Raw genomic sequence first — 22,773 nt, 5'->3', positions numbered from 1 at the left:
CCCCATGTTCAACCGAACTACTTTTTCTTGTCCTGCGGCTGCCATTTCCCGTTTACATACCACGCAGACCAGCCCGTCGCCTTGCCGTCCTTCTCGGACATGACGTACTGCTCCCTGGTCTTTCGGCTGTAGCGGATCACCGTCGGATTGCCTTCCGGATCATGCTCGGGCGCATCCATCAGGTAGTCGTATTTCGGGTCGATCTCCTTCCGGTGCGGTTTGATCTCCATCACCAGCGGCGGCCGGGTTTCCCGGTTTTTCGGGAATTTGCTGGCCGCGAGGAACAAGCCTGAGGCGCCATCCCGGAGTACATAAGTGTCATCCACCTTCTGGCACTGCAACTCCGGCATCGGCACCGGATCCATCTTGGGCGGTGCCGGCTCCCCGCTTTTCAGTAGCTTACGAGTATTCTTGCACTCAGTGTTGGTGCAGCCAAAATACTTGCCGAACCGGCCTGTTTTAAGCTGCATTTCGGAACCGCACTTGTCGCACTCGAGTGTCGGACCGTCGTAACCCTTAATGCGGAAGGTGCCCTTTTCCACTTCGTAGCCTGAACAATCCGGGTTGTTACCACACACGTGCAATTTTCGGGTTTCGTCAATGAGGTAGCTGTCCATGGCAGTACCGCATTTCGGACAACGCCGTTTCTTCCGAAGCAGGCGGGTTTCACCTTCACCCTCGACATCATCATCCGCACTGACCACTTCATCACCTGAAACCAGGTTAATGGTGGTTTTACAACGCTCTTTCGGAGGCAATGAATACCCAGAACAGCCCAGGAACACGCCCGTGCTGGCGACCCGGATCTGCATGTTGCGACCACAGCTGGGGCATGGAATATCGGTTTCTGTAGGCGTGTTGGCGCGCATGCCGCCATCTTCCGCACTTTCGGCCTTTTCCAGCTGTTGCCGGAAACGGCCGTAAAAATCATTCAGTACCTTTTTCCACTGGACCTCACCTTCGGCAATCTCATCCAGCTCGTCCTCCATCTTCGCGGTGAAGTCGAAATCCATCAGGTTCGGGAACGACTCCGACAGTCGCTCGGTAACGATTTCGCCCATCTTTTCGGCATAGAACCGGCGGTTCTGTAACCGCACATAGCCACGATCCTGGATGGTGGAAATGATGGAGGCATAAGTCGAAGGACGGCCAATACCCTGCTTTTCAAGCTCTTTAACCAGACTGGCTTCCGTGTACCTGGGTGCAGGCTTGGTAAAGTGCTGGCTCGGGTCCAGTTTTTTCAGATCCAGAACGTCGTCCACCTGAATATCCGGCAACGAGACGTCCTCGTCTTTTTTGGCAGCCTGGGGGGCCGCCTTGAGAAAACCGTCAAACCTGATGATCCGGCCACGGGTACGCAGCTCGTAATCTCCATTCGCCACCACAATGGATGTACTCAGGAACTCGGCATCCGACATCTGGCAGGCAATAAACTGTCGCCAGATCAGGTCGTAAAGCTTCTCTGCATCCTTCTCAAGGCCGCTGATATCCGCCGGGCGACGACTGACTTCGGTTGGGCGAATCGCCTCGTGGGCCTCCTGGGCACCCTCCTTGCTGCCGTAAACCCGCGGCTTCTCTGGCAGGTACTTGCCCCCGAACTGCTTTTGAATGAAATCCCGGCAACCGTTGACCGCGTCCTGACTCAGGTTGGTGGAGTCGGTACGCATGTAGGTAATGAAGCCAGCTTCGTACAAGCGCTGTGCCAGCATCATCGTTTTCTTGACACTAAACCCCATGCGGTTGCTTGCAGCCTGCTGCAGCGTAGAGGTAATAAAGGGTGCCGACGGCCGGGACCGGGTCGGTTTGTCCTCGCGCTTGGCAACCTTGAAGTCGCCGGCCTTCAGGCGATTAACGTGCTCGGTGCTTTGTTGCTCGTTAACGGGCCGGTAGGGCTTGTCATCATAGCGGGTTACTTCAAACCGAACCGGTTGGTCAGCTCTTTCGGACGCGAGGTCGGCATGGAGCTGCCAGAACTCCTCCGGTACAAATTTCCGGATCTCCCGTTCCCGCTCCGCAATCATCCGCACTGCGACCGACTGAACCCGGCCCGCCGACAAGCCACGGGCAATCTTGGCCCACAACAGCGGAGATACCATATAGCCCACGACACGGTCCAGGAACCGCCTTGCCTGCTGGGCATTCACACGGTTTGTGTCGAGATTGCCGGGGTCCTTGAACGCTTCCTGAATGGCGCGCTTGGTGATCTCATTGAACACCACGCGCCGGTATTTTTCCGGCTCACCACCAATCGCTTCCTGCAAGTGCCAGGCGATGGCCTCCCCTTCACGGTCCAAATCCGTTGCCAGATAGATATGGTCTGCAGACTTCGCCAGGCGCTTGAGTTCGCTGACCACCTTTTCCTTGCCGGGAAGAATCTCATAACGGGCACTCCAGTCCTGATCCGGATCCACACCCATCCGCGCGACCAGCTGTTCCCGGGCCTTACGCTTCTTGTGCGTGGCCTTCTCGTCCGGGCTCATCTTCCGGGTGGCCGCAGCCTGTCTGGCCCGCTCCTTGGGATCGGACTGCGACCCGCTACCACTGACGGGGAGATCACGAATATGCCCGACGCTCGACTTGACGATGAAGTCGGAGCCCAGGTATTTGTTGATGGTCTTCGCTTTCGCTGGCGACTCGACAATAACGAGACTTTTACCCATATCAGAGATCTGTGTCCTTGGCGATAATCGGTTAAAAAATCAGCAAACCGTAAACTCGCTGTAAAATCAGTCGGCTAGAAAACACTCAATAGCCGCCACATTGGTATAGGTGCATTGTTTTACAGGGTCAAGAAAAGCAAGACAACCCATTCTTCTGTTTATGACCGGCTTTTTTACACGGTCAGAGACAGGAAAGCCCGGCATTTGCCGGGCCTCCTGAGAGCTTGTTTCCAATTCAGCTTACCGAATCAGAGCCGCTCCCACACAGTCGCAATGCCCTGACCAAGGCCGATACACATGGTGGATACACCAAGCTTACCGCCTTTGGCCTGCATGACGTTCAGCAGGGTTGTGGAGATACGTGCACCAGAGCAGCCCAGCGGATGGCCCAGGGCAATCGCACCGCCGTTCAGGTTCACTTTCTCCTCCATGACACCCAGCAGCTTCAGGTCTTTCAGCACCGGCAGGGACTGACCAGCGAAGGCTTCGTTCAGTTCCCAGAAGTCGATATCCTCAACCTTCAGGCCTGCACGCTTGAGCGCCTTCTTGGTAGCCGGAACCGGGCCGTAGCCCATGATTGCGGGATCACAACCGGCAACGGCCATGCCGCGGATTCTGGCAACCGGTTTCAGGCCCAGGGCTTCAGCACGTTCTGCCGACATGAGAACCATGGCGGCAGCGCCGTCGGTCAACTGGGAAGAAGTACCGGCAGTCACCGTGCCGTTCTTCGGGTCGAAAGCCGGCTTCAACTGGCCAAGCGACTCGGCAGTTGTTTCCGGACGAATGGTCTCGTCTTCTTCGATCAGCTTCACAAAACCATTTTCGTCGTGACCCTGAATGGGCACGATTTCATTCTTGAAGCGGCCTTCTACGGTCGCTTCGTGGGCCAGGCGGTGAGACCGGGCGCCGAACTCATCCTGCTGCTCACGGGTGATGCCGTGCATCTTTGCCAACATCTCCGCGGTCAGGCCCATCATGTTGGACGCCTTGGCGGAGTATTTGGACGCCGCCGGGTTGTGGTCGAAACCTTCGGTCATGGGTACGTGCCCCATGTGCTCGACACCACCAACAACGAACACATCGCCGTTGCCGGTCATGATGGCCTGGGCAGCGGTATGGATCGCGCTCATGGCAGAACCACACAGACGATTCACGGTCTGGGCCGCGGACTCGTGGGGAATGCGGGTCAGCAGGGAAATCTGGCGCGCCACGTTGAAGCCCTGTTCCTTGGTCTGGTTCACACAGCCCCAGATCACATCTTCAACTTCTTTCGGGTCGAGCTTCGGGTTGCGCTCAAACAGCGCTTCAATCAGAGCGGCGGACAGGGTTTCTGCGCGCACGTTCCGGAAACAGCCGTTTTTGGCACGACCCATCGGAGTCCGCACGCAATCGACGACGACAACGTCTCTCGGATTAAGGCTCATAGATCTTTCTCCGTTCGGAATCAGGGTTAGCCAAAGAACTTTTTGCCAGTTTTGGCCATTTCACGCAGTTTCTCAGTCGGATGATACAGAGGACCGAGATCTGCAAACTTGTCTGCCAGTTCGACGAACTTGTCTACACCCATGTCATCGATGTAGCGCAGGGCACCACCACGGAACGGCGGGAAGCCGATACCGAAAATCAGGCCCATATCAGCATCTGCCGGATCTTCGACAATGCCGTCTTCCAGGCAGCGAACGGTTTCCATGCACAGAGGAATCATCATGCGGGCGATGATATCTTCCTCACTGAACTCGTTTTTACCCTGAACAACCGGCTCGAGCAGCTTGTAGGTCTCTTCGTCGACGACCTTCTTCTGCTTGCCCTTGCGGTCCAGTTCGTACTTGTAGAAGCCCTTCTCGTTCTTCTGTCCGTAACGGTTGTTGTCGAACATCACGTCAATGGCGGTTGTGCCTTCGTGCTTCATCCGGTCCGGGAAGCCTTCGGCCATCACTTCGCCGGCGTGCTTGCCGGTATCCATGCCAACAACGTCCAACAGGTACGCAGGACCCATCGGCCAGCCGAACTTTTCCATCACCTTGTCAACATGCTGGAAGTCAGCACCGTCACGCACCAGGCCAATAAAGCCACCGAAGTACGGGAACAGAACGCGGTTAACCAGGAAGCCCGGGCAATCATTAACAACGATCGGAGTCTTGCCCATGGCTTTGGCGTAGGCCACGGTGGTCGCGATGGCGCGATCACTGGTCTTCTCGCCGCGAATAACCTCAACCAGCGGCATCATGTGTACCGGGTTGAAGAAGTGCATGCCACAGAAGTTTTCCGGCCGCTTCAGGTTCTTGGCCAGCAGGTCGATGGAAATGGTAGAGGTGTTCGAGGTCAGGATGGCGTCGTCGCGAACCGCATCTTCGGTCTCACGCAGAACAGCATCTTTTACTTTCGGGTTCTCGACAACAGCCTCAACAACCAGGTCTACGTTCTTGAAATCACCATAGTTCAGGGTTGGCGTGATGCTGTTGAGTACATCGGCCATCTGGTCAGGTTTCATCTTGCCTTTTTCAACCCGCTTGACCAGAAGCTTCTTGGCTTCCTTCAGACCCAGTGCGATACCGTCCTGGTTGATGTCCTTCATGATGATCGGGGTGCCCTTCAGGGCAGACTGGAATGCGACACCACCACCCATGATGCCGGCGCCGAGGACGGCAGCCAGGTTCACGTCATTGGCTTCCTTCTCCCAGGCCTTGGCCTTCTTCTTGAGCTCCTGATCGTTCAGGAACAGGCCAACCAGGCAAGCCGCAACGTTGGTTTTGGCCATCTTGGCGAAGCCTTTGGCTTCCACTTCGATCGCCTTGTCGCGGGTCATGCCGGCGTGTTTCTGCATCACCTTGATGGCTTCAACGGGCGCCGGGTAGTTCTTGCCAGCCTTGCCGGCAACAAACGCCTTGGATATCTCGAATGCCATCATGCTTTCCATGGCATTGAGTTTGATCTTGCCCTTCTTCTCTTCACGACGGGCTTCGTTGTCCAGCTTGCCTTCGTTGCACTGGCTAATGATGGCAACGGCGGCTTCGACCAGCTTGTCGGACTCAACCACGGCGTCAACGGCACCAACCTTCAGTGCCGCATCCGCGCGGTTCTCAGTGCCGCCACTGATCCACTCAACCGCGTTGTCGACACCCACCAGACGGGACAGACGCACAGTACCGCCGAAGCCCGGGAAGATCCCCAGCTTCACTTCCGGAAGACCAACCCTGGCCGTCTTGTCCATAACCCGATAGTCGGTCGCAAGGCACATCTCGAAACCGCCACCCAGGGCCATACCATTTATAGCGGTAACGGTCGGGAACGGCAGGTCTTCAACGGCGCTGAAGACTTCATTGGCCTTGAGGTTGTTGGCTACCAGATCCTCTTCCGAACCGGCAAACAGCTCGGTGAATTCGGTAATGTCGGCACCAACAATGAAGCTGTCCTTGGAGCTGGTAACCACCAGACCCTTCAGGTTCTTTTTCACTTTCAATGCGTCAGTCGCGGCGCGGAGCTCTTCAATAGTGAGACGGTTGAACTTGTTTACGGACTCGCCCTGCAAGTCGAAGTTCAACTGAGCGATCCCGCCTTCGATCTCTTTAACCGTGATGGCTTTACCTTCGTAAATCATCAACTGATCTCCAGTCTGTGTTTGGAACTGCTTCCAGCCAGGTGGCGCTGTCAGTTCGCCAGCGCGGCCGGCTGTTTGTGCAGCGAGATTTCGGTCACTGCCCGGTCATTCGATTCAAAAAATTCATACAGTCGTTTGAATCGTGAGGGCACACGATGAAAAAAAACGGCGCGTTTGTCAATTTGTTTCTTTCGGACGGGCTGCAAAAGTCCCCGAAAAGCTGGAGGCAGCCGAAGAAAAACGCAGCAGAATTGTTATGATTCAGTTAACTGGAAGCCACTTCTAAGAAAAAACCGGAACTTCATCACGCAAATTTCAAAGTTGTTTACATTTACAGACACCGAGGCCGCCAAAACTGCTTGATTGGCCGGCGCAGTTACTTTACCTTCGATCTACGACTTTGGTCCACAATAATAAAACCGCATGTACGGAGACCCATCCGATGAAAGACGCTAACCTGCGGATACGCTCTCTTGTAGCCGCGCTTATTCTCCTTGCACTGACTTCCCTGGGTGCCCGCGCCCAGGATGGCGCCGACGGATTCCTCTCCGACCTCCATAATTTCCGGGTCAGCAATTACATGGCCCTGGACGCCTACTACCGTTTCAGTGGAACCGGCGATACCGATACCCTGAACGAGATTGTGCAGGGCATCAACTCAGCCAACGACTCCATGAATTCTATCGCCGGCAGTAATTCCGGGGTGCTGTCTGCCGAAGATATTGAAGGGCTGAACCAGGAGTTCGACAAGTTCAAGAACCTGATGCGCAGCAACATCAATGATGTGCGTAACCAGGGCTATCCGGACTTGCGGCTGGTTTCCGATATGGCGAACCAGGCCCTCACCATGAACGAGAAGGCGACCGGGTTATATCGGGTAGCCCAGGAAAGCTCCCAGACGGCTACAAGCCCCCGGGTCGAGGCGGCGCGTTCTGCCGCTGTAAAAATGGCCCAGATGATGGCCAAGTATTCGGTACGCACCAACTCCTCGGTTTCCCAGACCTTCCAGGGCTCCTCTACCGAAACACCGCTCGACGAGCAAGCCAGGGAACTGGATGCATTGCTGGAATCTGTTATGCAGGGCCAGGGCTCGCCGGAATTAAACGCGGCACTTAACAGCATCTCATCCAAGTGGCAGTTTATCCGCGGCTCTTATATCAACTATAACGAGAAGAATGTGGGCTTCGTGATCGACCGGTATTCCAAGGGTATCCTGAAGGGGCTGGCCAACATCATAGAGCTCTTACAAGGCAACGTCTGACCCTCTCCTCTTTTTCTGGCGGGCCTAATTGCCTGCCAGAAAAGCGCTTTTCCGCCGTCTTTATTGATACCCGTCAGTTTCCCGCTACACTTTTCCGATTAGATTTAAAGTACTATCCTCAAGACAATATCACCCCGCGCGCGAAGGAGCGATGCCATGTCCGCCTACAAGAAAATGCTTGTTGCCATTGACCTGACGGAAGAAGCCCCACAGGTGCTCAACAAGGCGAAAGCCATGAGCGAGGCCCATGGGGCGGAGCTGATGCTGGTTCATGTGGTTGAGCCCGTTGGCTACGCCTATGGCGGTGATATACCGATGGACCTGACCGAACTTCAGGATCAGCTCGACAAAGCCGCCCGTGAGCAACTGGGCACCTACGGTGACCAATACGGAGTTTCCAGGACAAACCAGGTAGTTACGGTCGGGCGCCCGGAATCAGAAATTCACAGGCTTGCCAAAGAGCAGGACGTGGACCTCGTGATTGTTGGCAGCCATGGGCGAAAGGGCTTCCAGCTTTTGTTGGGCTCAACTGCCAACGGTGTTCTGCACGGTACTGAGTGCGACGTTCTGGCCATCAGGATTCACTAAGGGTTCCGGAACCGAAAGCCCGGGCGTTGTCCCGGGCCTGGTCTGTCGCCCGGGACTGCTACCCCCCTTCCCCGCCCATTTTTGCCTCGAGCTTCCGAAGCTGGCTTTCCAGGGAGAAGCTGACGCTCGACGCCATCGAAAAGAAGTTCAGTAACGCTTTCAGATTACTGTCGCCCTTGCAGACCGAATGAATACGCTGCCAAAGGGCCTGATTGACCAGCTGCAACCTCTGGTTCCTTTCAACAAGCCCCGTCAGATCCCAGTCCGGCGCCTGGTGATTGCGCTTGGCGAAGTACTGCTGCAGCAGATAATGGGACACACTGCGCATAATAAATTCATCGGTATTGGCAAAAGGCAGGTGGTGCACAGCCATCGGCTTGAGCTCTGACAGTACCGGGCACCCGCTGGTTGCCATTTTCAGCCCGAGCAAAGACCTGAGGGCTTCTTCCAGGGCAGTCTGTTTCAGGTAGCTGCGCCGCTCATCAGTAACCTTCACCTCAACCTTCTGGTAGGCATCTTCCGCCTGAAATGCTTCGACAACAGGCAGCATTTCAGTGGCTGCAGGGCAATAAGGCGTATCTGAAGCCTTCAACGGGCAGTTACTGCACTGACAATGCCCGAGTTTGGTCCACGAGGGCAAAGGCCCGGACGCCGGTGACGGTCGATCAGTGACTGTAAACTCGACGGTACGCCCGTCCTGAAACCTGAAATCGTAATTGATATTCATTGGCTTGCCTGTTCTTCCAGCTCCATCCACCGCTCGATAACCTTCTCCAGACGGTTTTCCTTTTCCGTCAATGCTTCCAGAGTGGCCGAGACTTCGTTCGGTGGGCCTGAGTAAAAATCAGCCGAGGAAATCTTTTCCTTCAGGCCGGCGACTTCCTGCTCCAGCGCCCCGATCTGCCCGGGCAGCTGTTCGAGCTCCAGTTTGAGTTTATAGCTCAGCTTGACAGGCTTGCTCTTTTCCGAGGGCGCTGCCTGTCTTGCGCTTCCTGGCACCTTTTGTTCACGTTCTTTGGCGGTTTCCTTACCGGATTTTCTGGCTTTGTCCTGTTTGTCCGGCCTATTACCCGTCGCTTCCGAGGGGAAACGCCCGCCCTGCCGGCGCCAGTCGGTGTAACCACCGACAAACTCCCGCACTTTGCCCGATCCATCCAGGAAAACCGTTTCAGTGATCACATTATCAAGAAACTCCCGGTCGTGACTGATCACGATCACTGTTCCGGCAAATTCCGCCAACTGTTCTTCCAGCAGTTCCAGGGTTTCCACATCCAGATCGTTGGTCGGTTCATCAAGCACCAGAATGTTCGCTGGCTTGCTGAACAGCTTGGCAAGAAGCAGCCTCGCACGTTCACCACCAGAGAACACACTGACCGGTGACCTGGCCCGCTCCGGTGTGAACAGGAACTCCTGCAAATAACCAAGCACGTGCTTGCTCTGACCGTTAATATCAATGAATTCCCGACCCTCGGAAAGGTTATCCAGGGCATTCCGGGTCAGATCCAGCTCCCCGCGAAGCTGATCGAAATAGGCCACTTGCAGATTGGTACCCAGACGCACCGACCCTTCAGTTGGTTCCAGGTCTCCGAGCAAAAGCCGAACCAAAGTCGTTTTGCCGGTTCCGTTTTCCCCCACAAGGCCGATCTTGTCACCCCTGAGGATAGTCAGGTTCATATCGCTGATCACCGGCGTACCATCAGGATAGGCGAAGCCTGCATCCCGGGTTTCAACAACCAGTTTGCCGGAACGGGCTGCATCCTCCACCGCGAAGCTTGCGGTACCGCCACGGACTCTCCGTTGCCGGTGTTCCTCGCGCATGGCCCGGAGGGCGCGCACCCGGCCCATGTTGCGAGTTCTGCGTGCCTTGATACCCTGGCGAATCCAGGCTTCTTCCTGCTTAAGCCGCTTGTCGAACAGCGCGTTCTGACGCTCTTCCTCTTCCAGCGCTTTTTCCTTCAGTTCAAGGTAGCGGTCATAGGTGGCGGCAAAGCTCACGAGCCTGCCCCGATCCAGCTCAACAATCCGGGTGGCCATGCGCCGGATAAACGCCCGGTCGTGGCTGACAAACAGCATGGCGCCACGGAACTGGCCCAGAGCCTCTTCCAGCCAGGCGATGGCAGGCACATCGAGGTGGTTGGTGGGTTCATCCAGCAACAGGATGTCCGGATCCGCAACCAGGGCTTTTGCCAGCAACACACGGCGTTGCCAGCCGCCGGACAGCGTGTTCAGTGTCTGATCGGGATCGACACCGTACTGACCGAGAATGGTGGTTACCTTCTGATCCAGCCGCCAGCCATCCAGGGCTTCCAGACGCTCCTGGACTTTCATCAGGCGGTCCAGGCTGGACTCATCCGCATGCTGGGAAAGCTGATGGAATTCCGCCAGCAAGGTTCCGGTTTCCGGAAACGCACCGGCAACCACTTCATAGGCTGTGCGGGAATCCTCCGATGGCAGGTTCTGCGGCAGCACTGCAAGCACTGCGCCGTCGTCCAGGCGCACCACCCCGCCATCAGGCACCACTTCCCCAGTGACAATCCTGAGCAGGGTCGACTTGCCTTCGCCATTGCGTCCCAACAGGCACACACGCTCTCCGGCGTCGATTACCAGCGATGCCTGGTCCAGCAGCGGGTGCATTCCAAAAGCCAGGGAGACTGAGTCCAGCGTTAACAAAGGCACGTTTATTTTGACTCCGATTTGTTGATGGTAACAGGATCACCAACCCGGATACTTCCCGGTGATTCATGAATGGCGTTCTGGCCGAAGATCACGCCGTCCGGCGTCCTGCGATAGCCTGACAGGGTTCTGAGCGGCTGCAAGGCGGCGTCCTTTTTGCCCGTTGCGGGATCCACGGTGGTCACCACACAGCGGGAACAGGGCTTCACAACACTCAGACGGTTGTTGCCAATGGTCAGCTGCTGCCAGCTGTCCTCATCCCAGGGCTGCGCACCCTCCACCACGATGTTGGGCCGGAACCTGCGCATCTCTACCGGAGCATCGAGGCGCCCGTTCAGCTCCATCAGCGAAGCGGTATTGGTAATCAGGAACGGAAAACCGTCAGCAAAGCCTACACGCCGGTATTCATCCACCCGTCCGGCATCAACACGGCGAAATGAACTGTCCGGCATATAGACAAACCGGAGAGACTTGCCGCAGAACCGGCTTAACGCCTCGCCGGCTTCAGGCTGTCCCATAACGGCCTTGACCCAGTCACGCCAGACCAGGACCCGAACCTCTGCGCCGGCCGCATCTGTCTCATCAATAGCCATCAGGGGAAACGCACCCTCACCCGGAATGTCGACAACCACATTGCCACCCTCCAGCGCGGTAGCAACCAGCGCCAGCTCCGGATGCTCCCTCTGGGTCACAAAACGGCGGTCATCGTCGACAATCATCCAGCGTCTGTCGGCGACCGGGCCGAAATCATCAGTGTCAAAGCTGCTTACCTCAATGCCGGACAGGGACTTGACGGGGTATATAAACAGTGAATGTACCTTCATGGCGGACATGCCTCCCCCACAGAATCAGGATATGAAACAGGCTGCCGAGTATACCTGACCACGAGCCATGGCGCCGGGTTTGTGGTGGTTGAATACGAAAAAACCCGGCCTTTTTCAAGACCGGGTTTTCTGAATCTGGAGCGGGAAACGAGATTCGAACTCGCGACCCCAACCTTGGCAAGGTTGTGCTCTACCAACTGAGCTATTCCCGCAATGCTGATCGGCTGTTACCGACAACGGAGGCGTATTCTACGGATCCAACCGGCGCCGTCAACCACTTTTTTCCAGGTTTTTTCCCGCCAGAGTTGTGTTGTCGCACTTGAGGAAACCTGAACTGTGCAGCCACTCCTGATCGGGATAGTACTTGAAAACAAGCTGACCACCCTTGAGATTATCAACCACCTGGCGGATGGCCTGATTGTCCACCGCAGGACAACCGTGGCTTCGGCCTATCCGGCCGTATTTGCTGACCCAGCTGTCACTCACATAGTCCGCACCGTGAATAACAATCGCGCGCTGCCGGGCGTGATCGTTGATGCCAGGTTCAAGTCCATCGAGCCGGACGGCATATCCATGTTTTCCGTAGTAGGACTCTCGCGCCTGAAAGAGACCGATACTGGACTTATGGCTGCCTTCGACGTTGGAGAACTCGGTCGGCTCGAAATTCCCGGAATTCTTACCATGGGCCACAAGATCCCGGAGCAGCAGCTCGCCTTTCTCCAGATCAAAAATCCACAACCGCTCTTCACTGGAGGGTAACGAAAAATCGATAACCGCCAGCCGCTGTGGCATCTCGACACCACTGGAAACAGCACAGCGTGATGCCTTAAACGCCGTCTTGAGCACAGTCCTGTCGAGCTTTGGGGCTGCGCCACTCAATTGGTCCAGCAGCTTATCGTCGAGAGAAGCAGCAAACGATGAAACAGGAAGCACAGCCCATACGGCCGCAAAAAGCCCGGCGGGCAGGGAACGCCGCGAGTTCACCATCACAAATCCCCGATAGAATACGTGCAGGTGGCGGCGAAACGCCGCGCACCCGGTTCAAAGTAAGTGTTGCGTATTCTATCAGGCAAAATAGCCAACCCCGTCAGAATGTACATTTTTCATACAAAACCTTAAGGAAGCCGCCAATTCCGTCATCTGGCCAATCAGGGCTGACAAAAAGCAGCTCTATTGGCCAAATCGCCGGCCAATCTGTAAGTAAACCTCTTCTTCTGCCGTAGACGCACGCCCCAGAGCCTTGTTCCGGTGTGGGAAACGGCCAAACCTGATGGTAATGTCGCGGTGATCCCGGGCGGACTGAAGAAAGCTACCCATAAAATCTGCCAGGAGCCCCTGGGTACTCCGGGCAAGCTGCTCGTAGCATTCCACAGATGTGTCCTGGTCTTCCTTACGCTCGGAGTGCTGCAGGGGCATATATAGGAAAGCCCTCTGAACCGGAGGAAGCAGCATATCCTGCCCCTTCCGCATGGCCTGCCTGCAGAGTTTCCGGGCCTGCCGATCCTGATCAAATGCCATAGCGCCGCCCCGGAAGATGTTTCTGGAAAACTGATCAAGCAGCAGAATCTCTGCCAGTATGCCACCGGCTTCCCGCCGCCAATGCTCCAGCCCCTGCTCCGAAGCGAACAGCACCAGGGAAAGAAAGCGGCGGCGGATCTCCTGATCGAACCTACGGTCTGACCGGAACCATTTGTTTCTGTGGTCACTGTCTGGCAACCCGTGCTCATCCAGTTCACCAAACCAGAAATCCAGAATCTCTTTCCAATCGAACATTCTGTGTCACCCTGTTACTTTAGATTCTGTTATACCCGCTTCCGGGGCTGACGCTCCGGACTTACGACAGGCCCCATCAAACTGACCACTCAGGAGAGGCAATGAACAGCCCCCGCATTATTCTGTTGGCACACGGAAGCAGTGACAAGCGCTGGTGTGAAACCTTCGAACAGCTTGCCGGACCCACACTCAAGGCTGTCGATAATGCCCGGATTGCCTACATGGAACTGGCCGATCCATCCATGGACACTGTCATTGCAGAAGGAGTCGCGGAAGGGGCCAAAAGCTTTACCATCGTTCCCCTGTTCCTGGCGGCCGGGCGCCATCTGCGCAAGGATGTTCCCGCGATGATCGAAGAACTCGAGCGCGCCCATGGCACCAACATCCACCTGGCGCCGCCGATCGGCGAAAATCCACTTCTCGGACAGGCCATCCGGGATGCTGTTATGCTTGAACTGGAACAGACACCGTCCTGAACCGGACGCTTGGAAAGCACGCGTGTCGACCAGACCGCGACGGGAGGGAACATCATGACAAAGAGGATTCTGATTACCGGCGGTACCGGATTTATCGGGCACGTACTGTGCCGTGAACTGCTGGCGCGCGGCCATGAACTGACCGTTTTCAGCCGGCAACCGTCAGAAACCGTCAAGGCCTGCTGCGGCCGGGTTGAAGCCGTCCGTGATTTGCAACAACTCCGTTCCCACCCCGGGTTCGATTCCGTCATCAACCTGGCTGGTGAAGGCATTGCTGACAAACGCTGGTCCAAAGCTCGCAAACAGCAACTCCGGGACAGCCGGATCAATGTCACCGAAACACTCGTTGACGTGATACGCAGCTGGAAACAGGCTCCCGAGGTCATGGTCTCGGGCTCGGCGGTCGGTTTTTATGGAGACCAGGGCCCGGCCATGGTAACGGAAGAGACCAACCCACATGATGAGTTTACCCACCGCCTTTGCCGGGACTGGGAAAATGCCGCGCTCCGCCTTGCCGACAACGGCGTAAGAGTGTGCCTGTCGCGAACAGGTGTCGTGGCCGGCCCCGGAGGCGGCTTTCTGGAGCGCATGATTCTGCCCTTCAAACTTGGCCTCGGTGGCCGGCTGGGCAGTGGCACGCAGTATATGCCATGGGTCCACCGGGACGACGTTGTCGAAGCCCTGATCTGGATGGTCGAGAACACCAGCGCTTCAGGACCGTTCAACGTGGTCAGCCCCAACCCGGTGACCAACGCCGAATTCACCCGTTGCCTCGGCAAGGTTCTGCACCGCCCCGCTCTGTTGCCCGCACCGGCACCGGTGCTCAAGGTCGCACTGGGGGAAATGGCGCGTCTCCTCCTGACCGGCCAGCAGGCCATTCCGGCAAGACTCACCAAGGCAGGATTCCAGTTCCAGTATCCCGAACTGGAGAAGGCGCTGGCCCATTCCGTTAATCCGGGGGCGGCAAGGTGACAGTAGCCCGCGTATGGACCGACGCCTCACAGCTGCCGGCCGCGGCCTTCAGCTGGGGCATTTCACCAGTCAACGCCCGTAACTTTTCAAAAAAAGGCGTTGACACTCCCCGGAGCCTTACTTAATATACGCGCCACCTCGACGAGGCAAGGTATTGAAAACGTTGCGTCCCCTTCGTCTAGTGGCCTAGGACTCCGCCCTTTCACGGCGGCAACAGGGGTTCGAACCCCCTAGGGGACGCCAATTTTCCTAACCTGATGCTCCGGCAGCTCTTACTTGCCCGGCAAGGTCAAACCGGTTTCTGGCCGTGCTCGCCTTCTTTTCTGCCCTCATGTCCGTGCGCCTTCTGATCCCTCATCACGAAGATGCCAACACCAACGAAAAACCCAACCACCAGCAATACAGTCGCAATACCTGCGATAACAACGGCGTCCATATACATTTTTCTTCTCCTTCCTGCAGTAAACTTGATTAAACTCAGATTACGCCCGGTACGCCTGCATGTTATTGATCCAGGTCAACAGAGTACTTTCAGGTTGTGTACGCTTTAGTACTGAATCACAACAAATTTCTCCCCATTTTTCCTGCATTTGCAAGGCATTCGAAAGAAACTGCTGCTATAGTCGCAATCAAAGGTAATTCTCCGATCTCCTAACCGGTTTGGGTGGCTGAAGTTTACGACATGCCAAAACTGTCGACGCGTCTCCAACGTTTTCGCACAGGCTCTCCCCTGTCCTTCAGGCTGCTGGCCTGGATTCTTTTGTTCAGCTCCGCCTTCACCCTGGTCGCTTCAGCCCTGCAGATCTATTCCGATTACCGCAAGGAACTTTCCCAGATTGACAACCGTATGCAAATCATCGAATCCGGTTATGCATCCAGCCTGGCGCGGAGTCTGTGGGCCCTGGACCAAAAACTGCTGCAGACCCAGATGGAAGGCATTCTCAGCCTCCCCTACGTGATCCACCTGCGACTGCGGATCGAACCGGATTCCGAGCTGATAATGGGTGACATTCCCCGGGGAGCAAAAACCACGTCCCACAGTTTCAGCCTGGCTCACCAGGGCGATGAAATGTTCAAACTGGGCGAGCTTACCGTCACAGCGGGCCTTGACCCGGTCTACGATGAGCTGCAGCGCAAAGTAGGGGTCATCCTGTTCACTCAGTTCCTGAAAACCTTCTTTGTTTCCATACTGATTATCTGGATCTTCCAGCATTTCGTGGTACGCCACCTGACAACGATGGCCAACTATGCCCGCGACTTTTCACTGAAAACCACCTCGAAACCTCTCACTCTTGACCGGCCGAACACCCCAGCAAACCGTCATGATGAGCTCGGGCGGGTTACCGATGCCATCAATCAGATGCGCGAACGTCTCAACGTGGATATGGAACGGCAGCAAAAAGATGCGGCTGAAATCCGAAAATTTTCCAAGGCCATTGAACAAAGCCCTTCCTCCGTTCTGATCTGTGACCGGCAGTGGCGTATTGAATTTGCCAACCAGAAATTCACCCAACTGACCGGTTACGAAGCCCGATCCATTCTCGGCAAGCATCCCGGCGCACTGGGTGAGAACGATATTGAAAACCGGCAAAACCGGCACCTGTGGCAGTCCATTCGACTGCAGGTGCAACGTGTCGGAGTGTGGCAGGGGGAAATAAACAGCGTTCGGCGCAACGGCGAACGATTCTGGGAACAGCTGATTGTTACCCCCATCAAGGATGAGTCAGGCGGCACGACCGGCTACCTGATCCTCGGCGAAGACATCAGCATCAGAAAACGGTATGAGCAGCAACTGCTGCGCCAGGCCAACTACGACATCCTAACCGGCCTGCCCAACCGGATGCTGGCCCTGGATCGCCTGAAGCTGGCGCTGGCCCAGGCTCGACGCGAGAGCACCCTGGTGGGTGTGATGTTCCTGGACCTGGACAACTTCAAGCACATCAACGACACCCTTGGCCACGACGCCGGCGACAATCTACTGATTGAAGCGGCACGCCGGATCTCCAGCTGCCTGCGGGGCACCAGTACGGTTGCCCGACTCGGTGGCGATGAGTTTCTTGTCATACTGCCTGGTTTGACCGGCCCGGAGGCCTCATCTCAGGTTGCAGAACGTATTCTCAAGACGTTCGCACCACCCTACATACTGAATGGTCAGGAAGTATTCGTAACTACGAGTATCGGGATTGCGATCTTCCCGACAGACTCCGACAACAGTGGCACCCTGCTTCAGCACGCCGATGCCGCCATGTACCAGGCCAAGCACAAGGGCAAGAGCTCCTACGCCCATTTTGCCCCGGAAATGACCGAGGTGTCCCACGAGCGTCTGAAGATGGAATCCAGTATGCGGCGTGCCCTGGAGCTAAAGGAATTCGAGCTCTACTTCCAGCCCATCGTGAATACGAATTCCGGCAACCTTTTTGCTGTCGAAGCGCTGCTGCGCTGGAATAATCCCGCCATGGGCATGGTGATGCCGGATCGTTTCATCCCGTTGGCGGAGGAAACCGGCCTGATCACGCCCATCGGCGAGTGGGTTCTCGAGGAGGCCTGCCGGGCGGCAATGGGTTGGAAACAGTCTACCGGTAAGGACATCGGTATCTCCGTCAATGTCTCCCCCCGCCAGTTCCGGGATCCCGGATTTACCGAGACCGTAATGCATGCGCTCTCAGCCAGCGGCCTGGCGCCGGAACAGCTGGAACTGGAAATTACCGAACGCCTGATCCTGGACAACTCCATCGAGACAGCGGAAATCCTGCGCCAGCTCGACAAAGCCGGCATTCGCTTGTCGGTCGACGATTTTGGTACCGGCTACTCCGCGCTCAGCTATCTGAAAAGCTATCCGTTTGATACCCTGAAAATTGACAAGTCCTTTGTCCAGGATGTCATAAAGGAGCCTGAAGATGCCTCCCTTGTCCGGGCGATCATCAACATGGCCCATAGCCTGGGCCTGCGAGTCATCGCTGAAGGAGTGGAAGAAGAAGCACAGACCCATTTCCTGAAAAAGGAAAACTGCGACTTCTCCCAGGGTTATTTCTACAGCCGCCCTCTGCCAGCCCCGGACTTTGATGTCTGGCTCACCAACAATCATCGGGTATAGATTCAAAACCGCCGGAACCTCATTTCCATGGAAGATACCGTACTTGTCGTTAACTGCGGCAGCTCATCACTCAAACTGGCACTGTTTGACGGCCAGCACCGTAAACTGGCGTCGGCTCTGGCCGAGCGTCTTAATCAGAACGATGCTTTTGCCTGCATTGCTGGCGATAAGGACACAATTCCCCTGAAGCCGGGCACATCGCATGATGCGGCACTTGAGGCAATGGTCAGCGCATTCCGGGACCGTCAGCTGATAACATCCGTACCCGCGGCCATCGGCCATCGGGTGGTTCATGGTGGAGAAACCTTTCGCGAAGCGGTCCTTATCAACGAGGACGTTGTCAGCGCCATTGAAGAGTGCGCCGGGCTGGCTCCCCTGCACAACCCGGTCAATCTTTCGGGTATCCGGGCAACCCTCGCGCTGTTTCCCGGTGTCCCCCAGGCGGCGGTTTTCGACACCGCCTTTCACCAGACCCTGCCAAGACACGCGTTCCTATACGCCCTTCCGAAAGCCTGGTATCAGGACTGGGGCGTACGCCGCTACGGATTTCACGGCACCAGCCACGCCTTTATGGCCGTCGAAGCCGCCCGCTTGCTGGGCAGGACACCGGCAACCACGTCCATCATTTCTGCTCATCTGGGCAACGGTTGCAGCATTGCCGCCATCCGCGACGGCATCAGCGTGGATACCAGCATGGGGTTGACACCTCTGGAAGGCCTGGTGATGGGCACCCGGAGCGGAGATATCGACCCGGGCCTGTTTGATTTTCTCGGTAGTAAGGGCATTCCCGGCGACGAGGTTCATCGGGTTTTGAACCAGGAAAGCGGCCTGCTGGGCCTGTCCGGGCAGACCAATGATATGCGCTCATTATGCGAGCTCGCCGACCACGGCCATGAACCCTCTAAAACAGCGATTGATGTTTTCTGCTTCCGTCTGGCCAGATACATTGGTGCCATGATGGCATCGCTCAGGCAACTGGACGCCCTGGTTTTCACGGGCGGCATCGGCGAGAACAGTGCCCGGGTGAGGCAGGACACCATCAGCCATTTGCACCTCATGGGTTTTGAGCTCAGCGAGGATCTTAACAAACACCATGGTGAATTCAGCGACGGCCGGATTGAAAGTGCCGGTTCCCGGTTCCCGGTTCTGGTGATTCCCACCAACGAGGAGCTGGTTATTGCGCGGGAGGCCTCACGGCTTGCCGGCGCGGCAGATCCGGCCTGACCACCACGCGTTACCAGGAACACGATAATGGCAAAAAGTCTCTTTGTTGCACCAACCTCCATGGAGTCCGGCCTGACCTCCGTTTGCCTCGGGCTGTTACGCGCCCTTGAACGGGTTGGCGTGAGTGTCGGTTTCTATAAACCCTTCTGCCAGTCCGTCCACCGTGCTGAATCCATGCATAACGACGGCCAGGATTCATCGACGGCCTTTGTCCGGACCAGCAGTCACCTGAATCCACCGGACCCGATTCCTTTAAAGCAAGCCCAGCAACTGCTCAACCGGGGCAAATCCGATTTCCTGCTCGAGACAGTGGTGGGCGAGTACCAGAAGGTCGCCAAAAAGGTGGATGTGGTGATTATCGAAGGGCTGGTACCCGATCGCAGTGAGGCCTATATCGCACGGCTCAATGTGGAGGTTGCCCGGAATCTGGGCTCAGACGTCATCCTTGTCAGCACCACGAAAACCCTTGACGCACGCCAGATGGATGAGGAGCTGGACTTCGCCGCACGCCTCTTCGCCAGCCCGAGCGATCCCGATGTCATCGGGGTGATCCTGAACAAGGTCGGCGAGCCGGAGCAGTCCGGCCTTGAACCCCGTTCCAATACCAGTCACCCATGCACGACGGCCATCGATTACCGGGCCAGCTGTAAGGTGTTCCTCGAAGGCCGGTTTCGACTGATCGCGGAGATACCCTGGCAGCCGGAGCTTCTCGCGCCACGAGTGTCCGATATCGCCCGGGAGCTCGGGCTACCCGTGCTGAACGAAGGCCAGATGCACTCCCGGCGGGTTCAGAAGGTTTCGGTGTGTGCAAGAAGCATCCGGAACATGACAGAAACACTGAGGCCAGGCACGTTAATGGTAACGCCGGGAGACCGTGAAGACATTGTGGTCACAACAGCAGTTGCCGCGCTAAATGGTGTTCCACTGGCGGGATTGATGCTCACCGGCGGATTCATGCCGGACCAACGGGTGATAGATCTGTGCCACCGGGCCCTGGATACCGGCCTGCCGGTTCTCGGTTCCGATGCCAACACCTACGAGACAGCCCACATGCTGGCTAACCTGTCTTCCGCTATCCCCATCGATGATCCGGACCGCATCGAAAAGGCCATGGAAGCGGTTGCGACCCGAATAGACACAGACTGGCTGCAGCAGCACCTCAAGGTCGAACGCCAGAGCCGGCTTTCTCCCCCGGCTTTCCGGTATCAGCTTTCAGAACGCGCCCGCGCTGCCAATAAACGAATTGTCCTGCCGGAGGGCAGCGAACCACGAACCGTTCAGGCGGCCATCATCTGTCACCAGCGCAAGCTGGCCCGGTGTGCCCTGATTGGGAACGCGTCCGAGATTCGTCGGGTTGCCGCTTCCCAGGATCAGGAGCTGCCGGAAGATATCGAGATCATCAATCCTTCCGAAGTACGTGAGCGCTATATCGGGCCGATGGTGGAACTGCGCAAACACAAGGGCCTTACCCCGGACATGGCCGAAGCCATGCTCGAGGACAACGTTGTCCTGGGCACCATGATGGTGGCTCTGGATGAAGCCGATGGGTTGGTGTCAGGCGCCATTCACACCACCGCCAACACCGTTCGCCCTGCCCTGCAGCTGATCAAGACCCACGACCACGCGAAAGTCGTGTCATCCGTGTTTTTCATGTTGCTTCCGCAACAGGTGGTGGTTTACGGGGACTGCGCCATCAACCCGGACCCGAACGCCGAGGAGTTGGCAGATATTGCCATCCAGAGCGCCGAATCCGCCGAAGCCTTCGGCATTGAGCCTCTGGTTGCGATGATCAGCTACAGTACCGGTGAATCAGGAAGCGGTCAGGACGTCGACAAGGTAAGAGAAGCCACCCGGATTGCCCGCCAGCGCAGGCCGGATCTGCTGATTGACGGACCCTTGCAGTACGACGCCGCAGCGATAGAGAGTGTCGCCAGAAGCAAAGCACCTGACAGCAAAGTGGCGGGCAAGGCCACGGTGTTTGTATTCCCGGATCTGAACACCGGGAACACCACCTATAAAGCGGTTCAGCGCAGCGCCAATGTCGTCAGTATCGGCCCGATGCTGCAGGGCCTCCGGAAACCGGTCAACGATCTCTCCAGGGGTGCGCTGGTCGAAGACATCGTCTTTACCATCGCACTCACTGCGGTCCAGGCAAAACAGGTTGAAAACGCGGGGCTCAACGGAAGCTGAGGCTATACCCCGGAATCAGCGCTTGAGACTCTTCTGGCGCTTTTTCTTCGGGCTGGGCCCCTGTTTCTGGTCGTTATCCTTTTTCACCTTCTGGCGCGGCGTCAGCCGATCAACCTTGCTGGCAAACGGGTTTTCCCCGGCCCGGAATTGAAACCGGATGGGCGATCCGGTAACGTTCAGCACCTTGCGGAAGGTGTTTTCCAGATACCGCTTGTAAGCGCCTGGCAGCGCGTCCACCTGATTGCCATGAACAACAACGACCGGCGGATTCGAGCCACCCTGGTGGGCGTAACGGAGTTTGATCCGCCGCCCCTGCACCATCGGTGGCTGATGCTGGGCAACGGCGTCCTGCAATAGTGCGGTCAGGCGATTGGTCGGCCACTTGGCCATGGCAGAGTCGTAGCAGGCCTCGACCGATTCATACATAACGCCAACGCCGGATCCGTGAAGCGCGGAGATATAGTGCTTGTCGGCGTAATCGAGAAAATCGAGGCGGCGCTTAACCTGCTCCTTCACCCTGGCCCGGTCTTCGGGGTCCATACCGTCCCATTTGTTCACAGCGATGACCAGTGAGCGGCCCGCATCCAGAACAAAGCCGATCAGGTGCAAATCCTGATCCACCAGTCCCTGCCGGGCATCAATCACCAGAATCACTACGTGGGCATCATCAATCGCTTGCAGCGTTTTGATAATTGAAAACTTCTCGACCACTTCGCTGACATTCTTGCGACGGCGAACACCGGCGGTGTCAATCAGCGTGTACTGTTTGCCCTGGCGCTCGTAGGGGACGTACACGCTGTCACGGGTTGTGCCCGGCATGTCGAAAACGACCACCCGATCCTCGCCAAGCATGCGGTTCACAAGGGTCGACTTGCCCACATTCGGGCGCCCCACCACGCCAATGCGAATACCCGGATATCGATCTGCCCGGTCCTCTTCTGCCCGATCTTCCTCGGAGGGCAAGAGAATCTCCAGCATTGACCGGATACCCCGGTTATGGGAGGCAGCTATCAGGAAGGTGGATGCGAAGCCCAGGCTGTAAAAATCGGCTGCCGCAATGTCCGGGTTCTGACCATCGGTCTTGTTCACGACCAGGTGAGCCTGCTTACCAGAACGGCGCATATGATCTGCAATGAGTTCATCGCCCGCTGTCAGCCCGGCACGGCCATCCACCAGAAACAGAACAATGTCGGCCTCTTCCACGGCCTGCATGGACTGCCGTGCCATCTCGAGATCAAGACCCTGCTCGTCTCCCGTGAGACCGCCGGTATCAATCACAATGAAACGCTGGCCCTCGTAGCTGCCCTCACCGTATTTGCGGTCCCGGGTGAGGCCGGGGAAGTCCGCAACCAGGGCATCCCTGGAGCGGGTCATCTGGTTGAACAAAGTCGATTTGCCAACGTTGGGACGTCCGACAAGGGCAATTACTGGGGTCATAAT

General features: G+C 56.8%; 17 protein-coding genes and 2 tRNA genes. 8 read left to right on the top strand and 11 right to left on the bottom strand.

Annotated features, from left to right (window positions below):
- Positions 1-17: 17 nt before the first annotated feature.
- The 3 genes from topA to fadB form a co-directional block, all read right to left on the bottom strand.
- Positions 18-2,660, bottom strand: coding sequence for a type I DNA topoisomerase (gene topA / locus NLK58_RS01495; protein WP_341581886.1), 2,643 nt, complete (start codon positions 2,658-2,660; stop codon positions 18-20).
- Between the two features lie 248 nt (positions 2,661-2,908).
- Positions 2,909-4,084: an acetyl-CoA C-acyltransferase FadA gene (gene fadA, locus NLK58_RS01490; RefSeq protein ID WP_117616943.1), complete on the bottom strand. Its 1,176-nt coding sequence runs from the start codon at positions 4,082-4,084 to the stop codon at positions 2,909-2,911.
- Between the two features lie 26 nt (positions 4,085-4,110).
- A complete protein-coding gene (gene fadB / locus NLK58_RS01485) occupies positions 4,111-6,258 on the bottom strand; it encodes a fatty acid oxidation complex subunit alpha FadB (protein WP_117616942.1) in 2,148 nt (715 codons plus the stop codon).
- 442 nt (positions 6,259-6,700) lie between these two features.
- Between fadB and NLK58_RS01480 the strand changes: the two genes are divergently transcribed.
- Positions 6,701-7,519, top strand: coding sequence for a hypothetical protein (locus NLK58_RS01480; RefSeq protein ID WP_117616941.1), 819 nt, complete (start codon positions 6,701-6,703; stop codon positions 7,517-7,519).
- A 156-nt stretch (positions 7,520-7,675) separates the two neighbouring features.
- Positions 7,676-8,107 carry a universal stress protein gene (locus tag NLK58_RS01475; protein ID WP_117616940.1) on the top strand — a complete coding sequence of 144 codons (432 nt, stop codon included), beginning with the start codon at positions 7,676-7,678 and terminating at the stop codon, positions 8,105-8,107.
- A gap of 58 nt (positions 8,108-8,165) precedes the next feature.
- On the opposite strand, the gene NLK58_RS01470 is transcribed toward NLK58_RS01475, so the two are convergent.
- The 6 genes from NLK58_RS01470 to NLK58_RS01445 form a co-directional block, all read right to left on the bottom strand.
- Positions 8,166-8,834, bottom strand: coding sequence for a DUF6901 family protein (locus tag NLK58_RS01470; protein ID WP_117616939.1), 669 nt, complete (start codon positions 8,832-8,834; stop codon positions 8,166-8,168).
- Positions 8,831-10,783 (bottom strand): ATP-binding cassette domain-containing protein, encoded by a 1,953-nt coding sequence (locus NLK58_RS01465; RefSeq protein ID WP_117616938.1) that lies wholly within the window; start codon positions 10,781-10,783, stop codon positions 8,831-8,833. The genes NLK58_RS01470 and NLK58_RS01465 overlap by 4 nt, the downstream gene beginning before the upstream one ends.
- A gap of 2 nt (positions 10,784-10,785) precedes the next feature.
- A complete protein-coding gene (locus tag NLK58_RS01460; protein ID WP_117616937.1) occupies positions 10,786-11,604 on the bottom strand; it encodes an MOSC domain-containing protein in 819 nt (272 codons plus the stop codon).
- 136 nt (positions 11,605-11,740) lie between these two features.
- A tRNA-Gly gene (locus NLK58_RS01455) sits at positions 11,741-11,816 on the bottom strand.
- Positions 11,817-11,874: 58 nt separating this feature from the next.
- The gene (locus NLK58_RS01450; protein ID WP_341581885.1) at positions 11,875-12,591 is read right to left on the bottom strand and encodes a murein L,D-transpeptidase catalytic domain family protein; all 717 of its coding nucleotides are present in this window, start codon (positions 12,589-12,591) and stop codon (positions 11,875-11,877) included.
- Between the two features lie 183 nt (positions 12,592-12,774).
- Positions 12,775-13,377, bottom strand: a complete 603-nt coding sequence (locus NLK58_RS01445; protein WP_117616935.1) for a DUF924 family protein — start codon at positions 13,375-13,377, stop codon at positions 12,775-12,777.
- Between the two features lie 101 nt (positions 13,378-13,478).
- Between NLK58_RS01445 and NLK58_RS01440 the strand changes: the two genes are divergently transcribed.
- The 3 genes from NLK58_RS01440 to NLK58_RS01430 all read left to right on the top strand — a co-directional run bounded on the left by NLK58_RS01440 (position 13,479) and on the right by NLK58_RS01430 (position 15,068).
- A complete protein-coding gene (locus NLK58_RS01440) occupies positions 13,479-13,853 on the top strand; it encodes a sirohydrochlorin chelatase (protein ID WP_117616934.1) in 375 nt (124 codons plus the stop codon).
- 54 nt (positions 13,854-13,907) lie between these two features.
- The gene (locus NLK58_RS01435) at positions 13,908-14,825 is read left to right on the top strand and encodes a TIGR01777 family oxidoreductase (protein ID WP_117616933.1); all 918 of its coding nucleotides are present in this window, start codon (positions 13,908-13,910) and stop codon (positions 14,823-14,825) included.
- Between the two features lie 167 nt (positions 14,826-14,992).
- Positions 14,993-15,068: transfer RNA gene (locus NLK58_RS01430), tRNA-Glu, on the top strand.
- 46 nt (positions 15,069-15,114) lie between these two features.
- Here NLK58_RS01430 and ccoM read toward each other — a convergent pair.
- Positions 15,115-15,267 (bottom strand): cytochrome c oxidase subunit CcoM, encoded by a 153-nt coding sequence (ccoM, locus tag NLK58_RS20565; protein ID WP_162893654.1) that lies wholly within the window; start codon positions 15,265-15,267, stop codon positions 15,115-15,117.
- 240 nt (positions 15,268-15,507) lie between these two features.
- Here ccoM and NLK58_RS01420 point away from each other — a divergent pair, with 240 nt between their 5' ends.
- Genes NLK58_RS01420 through pta form a run of 3 tightly spaced genes read left to right on the top strand, consistent with a single transcriptional unit; the run spans position 15,508 to position 21,333 of the window.
- The gene (locus tag NLK58_RS01420) at positions 15,508-17,919 is read left to right on the top strand and encodes an EAL domain-containing protein (RefSeq protein WP_341581884.1); all 2,412 of its coding nucleotides are present in this window, start codon (positions 15,508-15,510) and stop codon (positions 17,917-17,919) included.
- Positions 17,920-17,946: 27 nt separating this feature from the next.
- The gene (locus tag NLK58_RS01415) at positions 17,947-19,143 is read left to right on the top strand and encodes an acetate kinase (protein ID WP_341581883.1); all 1,197 of its coding nucleotides are present in this window, start codon (positions 17,947-17,949) and stop codon (positions 19,141-19,143) included.
- A 27-nt stretch (positions 19,144-19,170) separates the two neighbouring features.
- A complete protein-coding gene (pta, locus tag NLK58_RS01410) occupies positions 19,171-21,333 on the top strand; it encodes a phosphate acetyltransferase (RefSeq protein ID WP_117616931.1) in 2,163 nt (720 codons plus the stop codon).
- Positions 21,334-21,348: 15 nt separating this feature from the next.
- Here the strand turns inward: pta and der are convergent, their stop codons facing one another.
- Positions 21,349-22,770 carry a ribosome biogenesis GTPase Der gene (der, locus tag NLK58_RS01405; RefSeq protein ID WP_117616930.1) on the bottom strand — a complete coding sequence of 474 codons (1,422 nt, stop codon included), beginning with the start codon at positions 22,768-22,770 and terminating at the stop codon, positions 21,349-21,351.
- Positions 22,771-22,773 lie beyond the last annotated feature (3 nt).

The sequence above is a fragment of the Marinobacter metalliresistant genome (genome assembly GCF_038098645.1).
In the GTDB taxonomy this organism is placed as follows: Bacteria; Pseudomonadota; Gammaproteobacteria; order Pseudomonadales; family Oleiphilaceae; genus Marinobacter; species Marinobacter metalliresistant.
Note: the sequence above shows the minus strand (reverse complement) of the source record. Positions and strands in the feature narration are given on the sequence as shown.

Coding starts and splice junctions, on each gene's coding strand:
- topA (WP_341581886.1), bottom strand. CDS start 2,660: ATGGGTAAAAGTCTCGTTATTGTCGAGTCGCCAGCGAAAGCGAAGACC.
- fadA (WP_117616943.1), bottom strand. CDS start 4,084: ATGAGCCTTAATCCGAGAGACGTTGTCGTCGTCGATTGCGTGCGGACT.
- fadB (WP_117616942.1), bottom strand. CDS start 6,258: ATGATTTACGAAGGTAAAGCCATCACGGTTAAAGAGATCGAAGGCGGG.
- NLK58_RS01480 (WP_117616941.1), top strand. CDS start 6,701: ATGAAAGACGCTAACCTGCGGATACGCTCTCTTGTAGCCGCGCTTATT.
- NLK58_RS01475 (WP_117616940.1), top strand. CDS start 7,676: ATGTCCGCCTACAAGAAAATGCTTGTTGCCATTGACCTGACGGAAGAA.
- NLK58_RS01470 (WP_117616939.1), bottom strand. CDS start 8,834: ATGAATATCAATTACGATTTCAGGTTTCAGGACGGGCGTACCGTCGAG.
- NLK58_RS01460 (WP_117616937.1), bottom strand. CDS start 11,604: ATGAAGGTACATTCACTGTTTATATACCCCGTCAAGTCCCTGTCCGGC.
- NLK58_RS01450 (WP_341581885.1), bottom strand. CDS start 12,591: ATGGTGAACTCGCGGCGTTCCCTGCCCGCCGGGCTTTTTGCGGCCGTA.
- NLK58_RS01445 (WP_117616935.1), bottom strand. CDS start 13,377: ATGTTCGATTGGAAAGAGATTCTGGATTTCTGGTTTGGTGAACTGGAT.
- NLK58_RS01440 (WP_117616934.1), top strand. CDS start 13,479: ATGAACAGCCCCCGCATTATTCTGTTGGCACACGGAAGCAGTGACAAG.
- NLK58_RS01435 (WP_117616933.1), top strand. CDS start 13,908: ATGACAAAGAGGATTCTGATTACCGGCGGTACCGGATTTATCGGGCAC.
- ccoM (WP_162893654.1), bottom strand. CDS start 15,267: ATGTATATGGACGCCGTTGTTATCGCAGGTATTGCGACTGTATTGCTG.
- NLK58_RS01420 (WP_341581884.1), top strand. CDS start 15,508: ATGCCAAAACTGTCGACGCGTCTCCAACGTTTTCGCACAGGCTCTCCC.
- NLK58_RS01415 (WP_341581883.1), top strand. CDS start 17,947: ATGGAAGATACCGTACTTGTCGTTAACTGCGGCAGCTCATCACTCAAA.
- pta (WP_117616931.1), top strand. CDS start 19,171: ATGGCAAAAAGTCTCTTTGTTGCACCAACCTCCATGGAGTCCGGCCTG.
- der (WP_117616930.1), bottom strand. CDS start 22,770: ATGACCCCAGTAATTGCCCTTGTCGGACGTCCCAACGTTGGCAAATCG.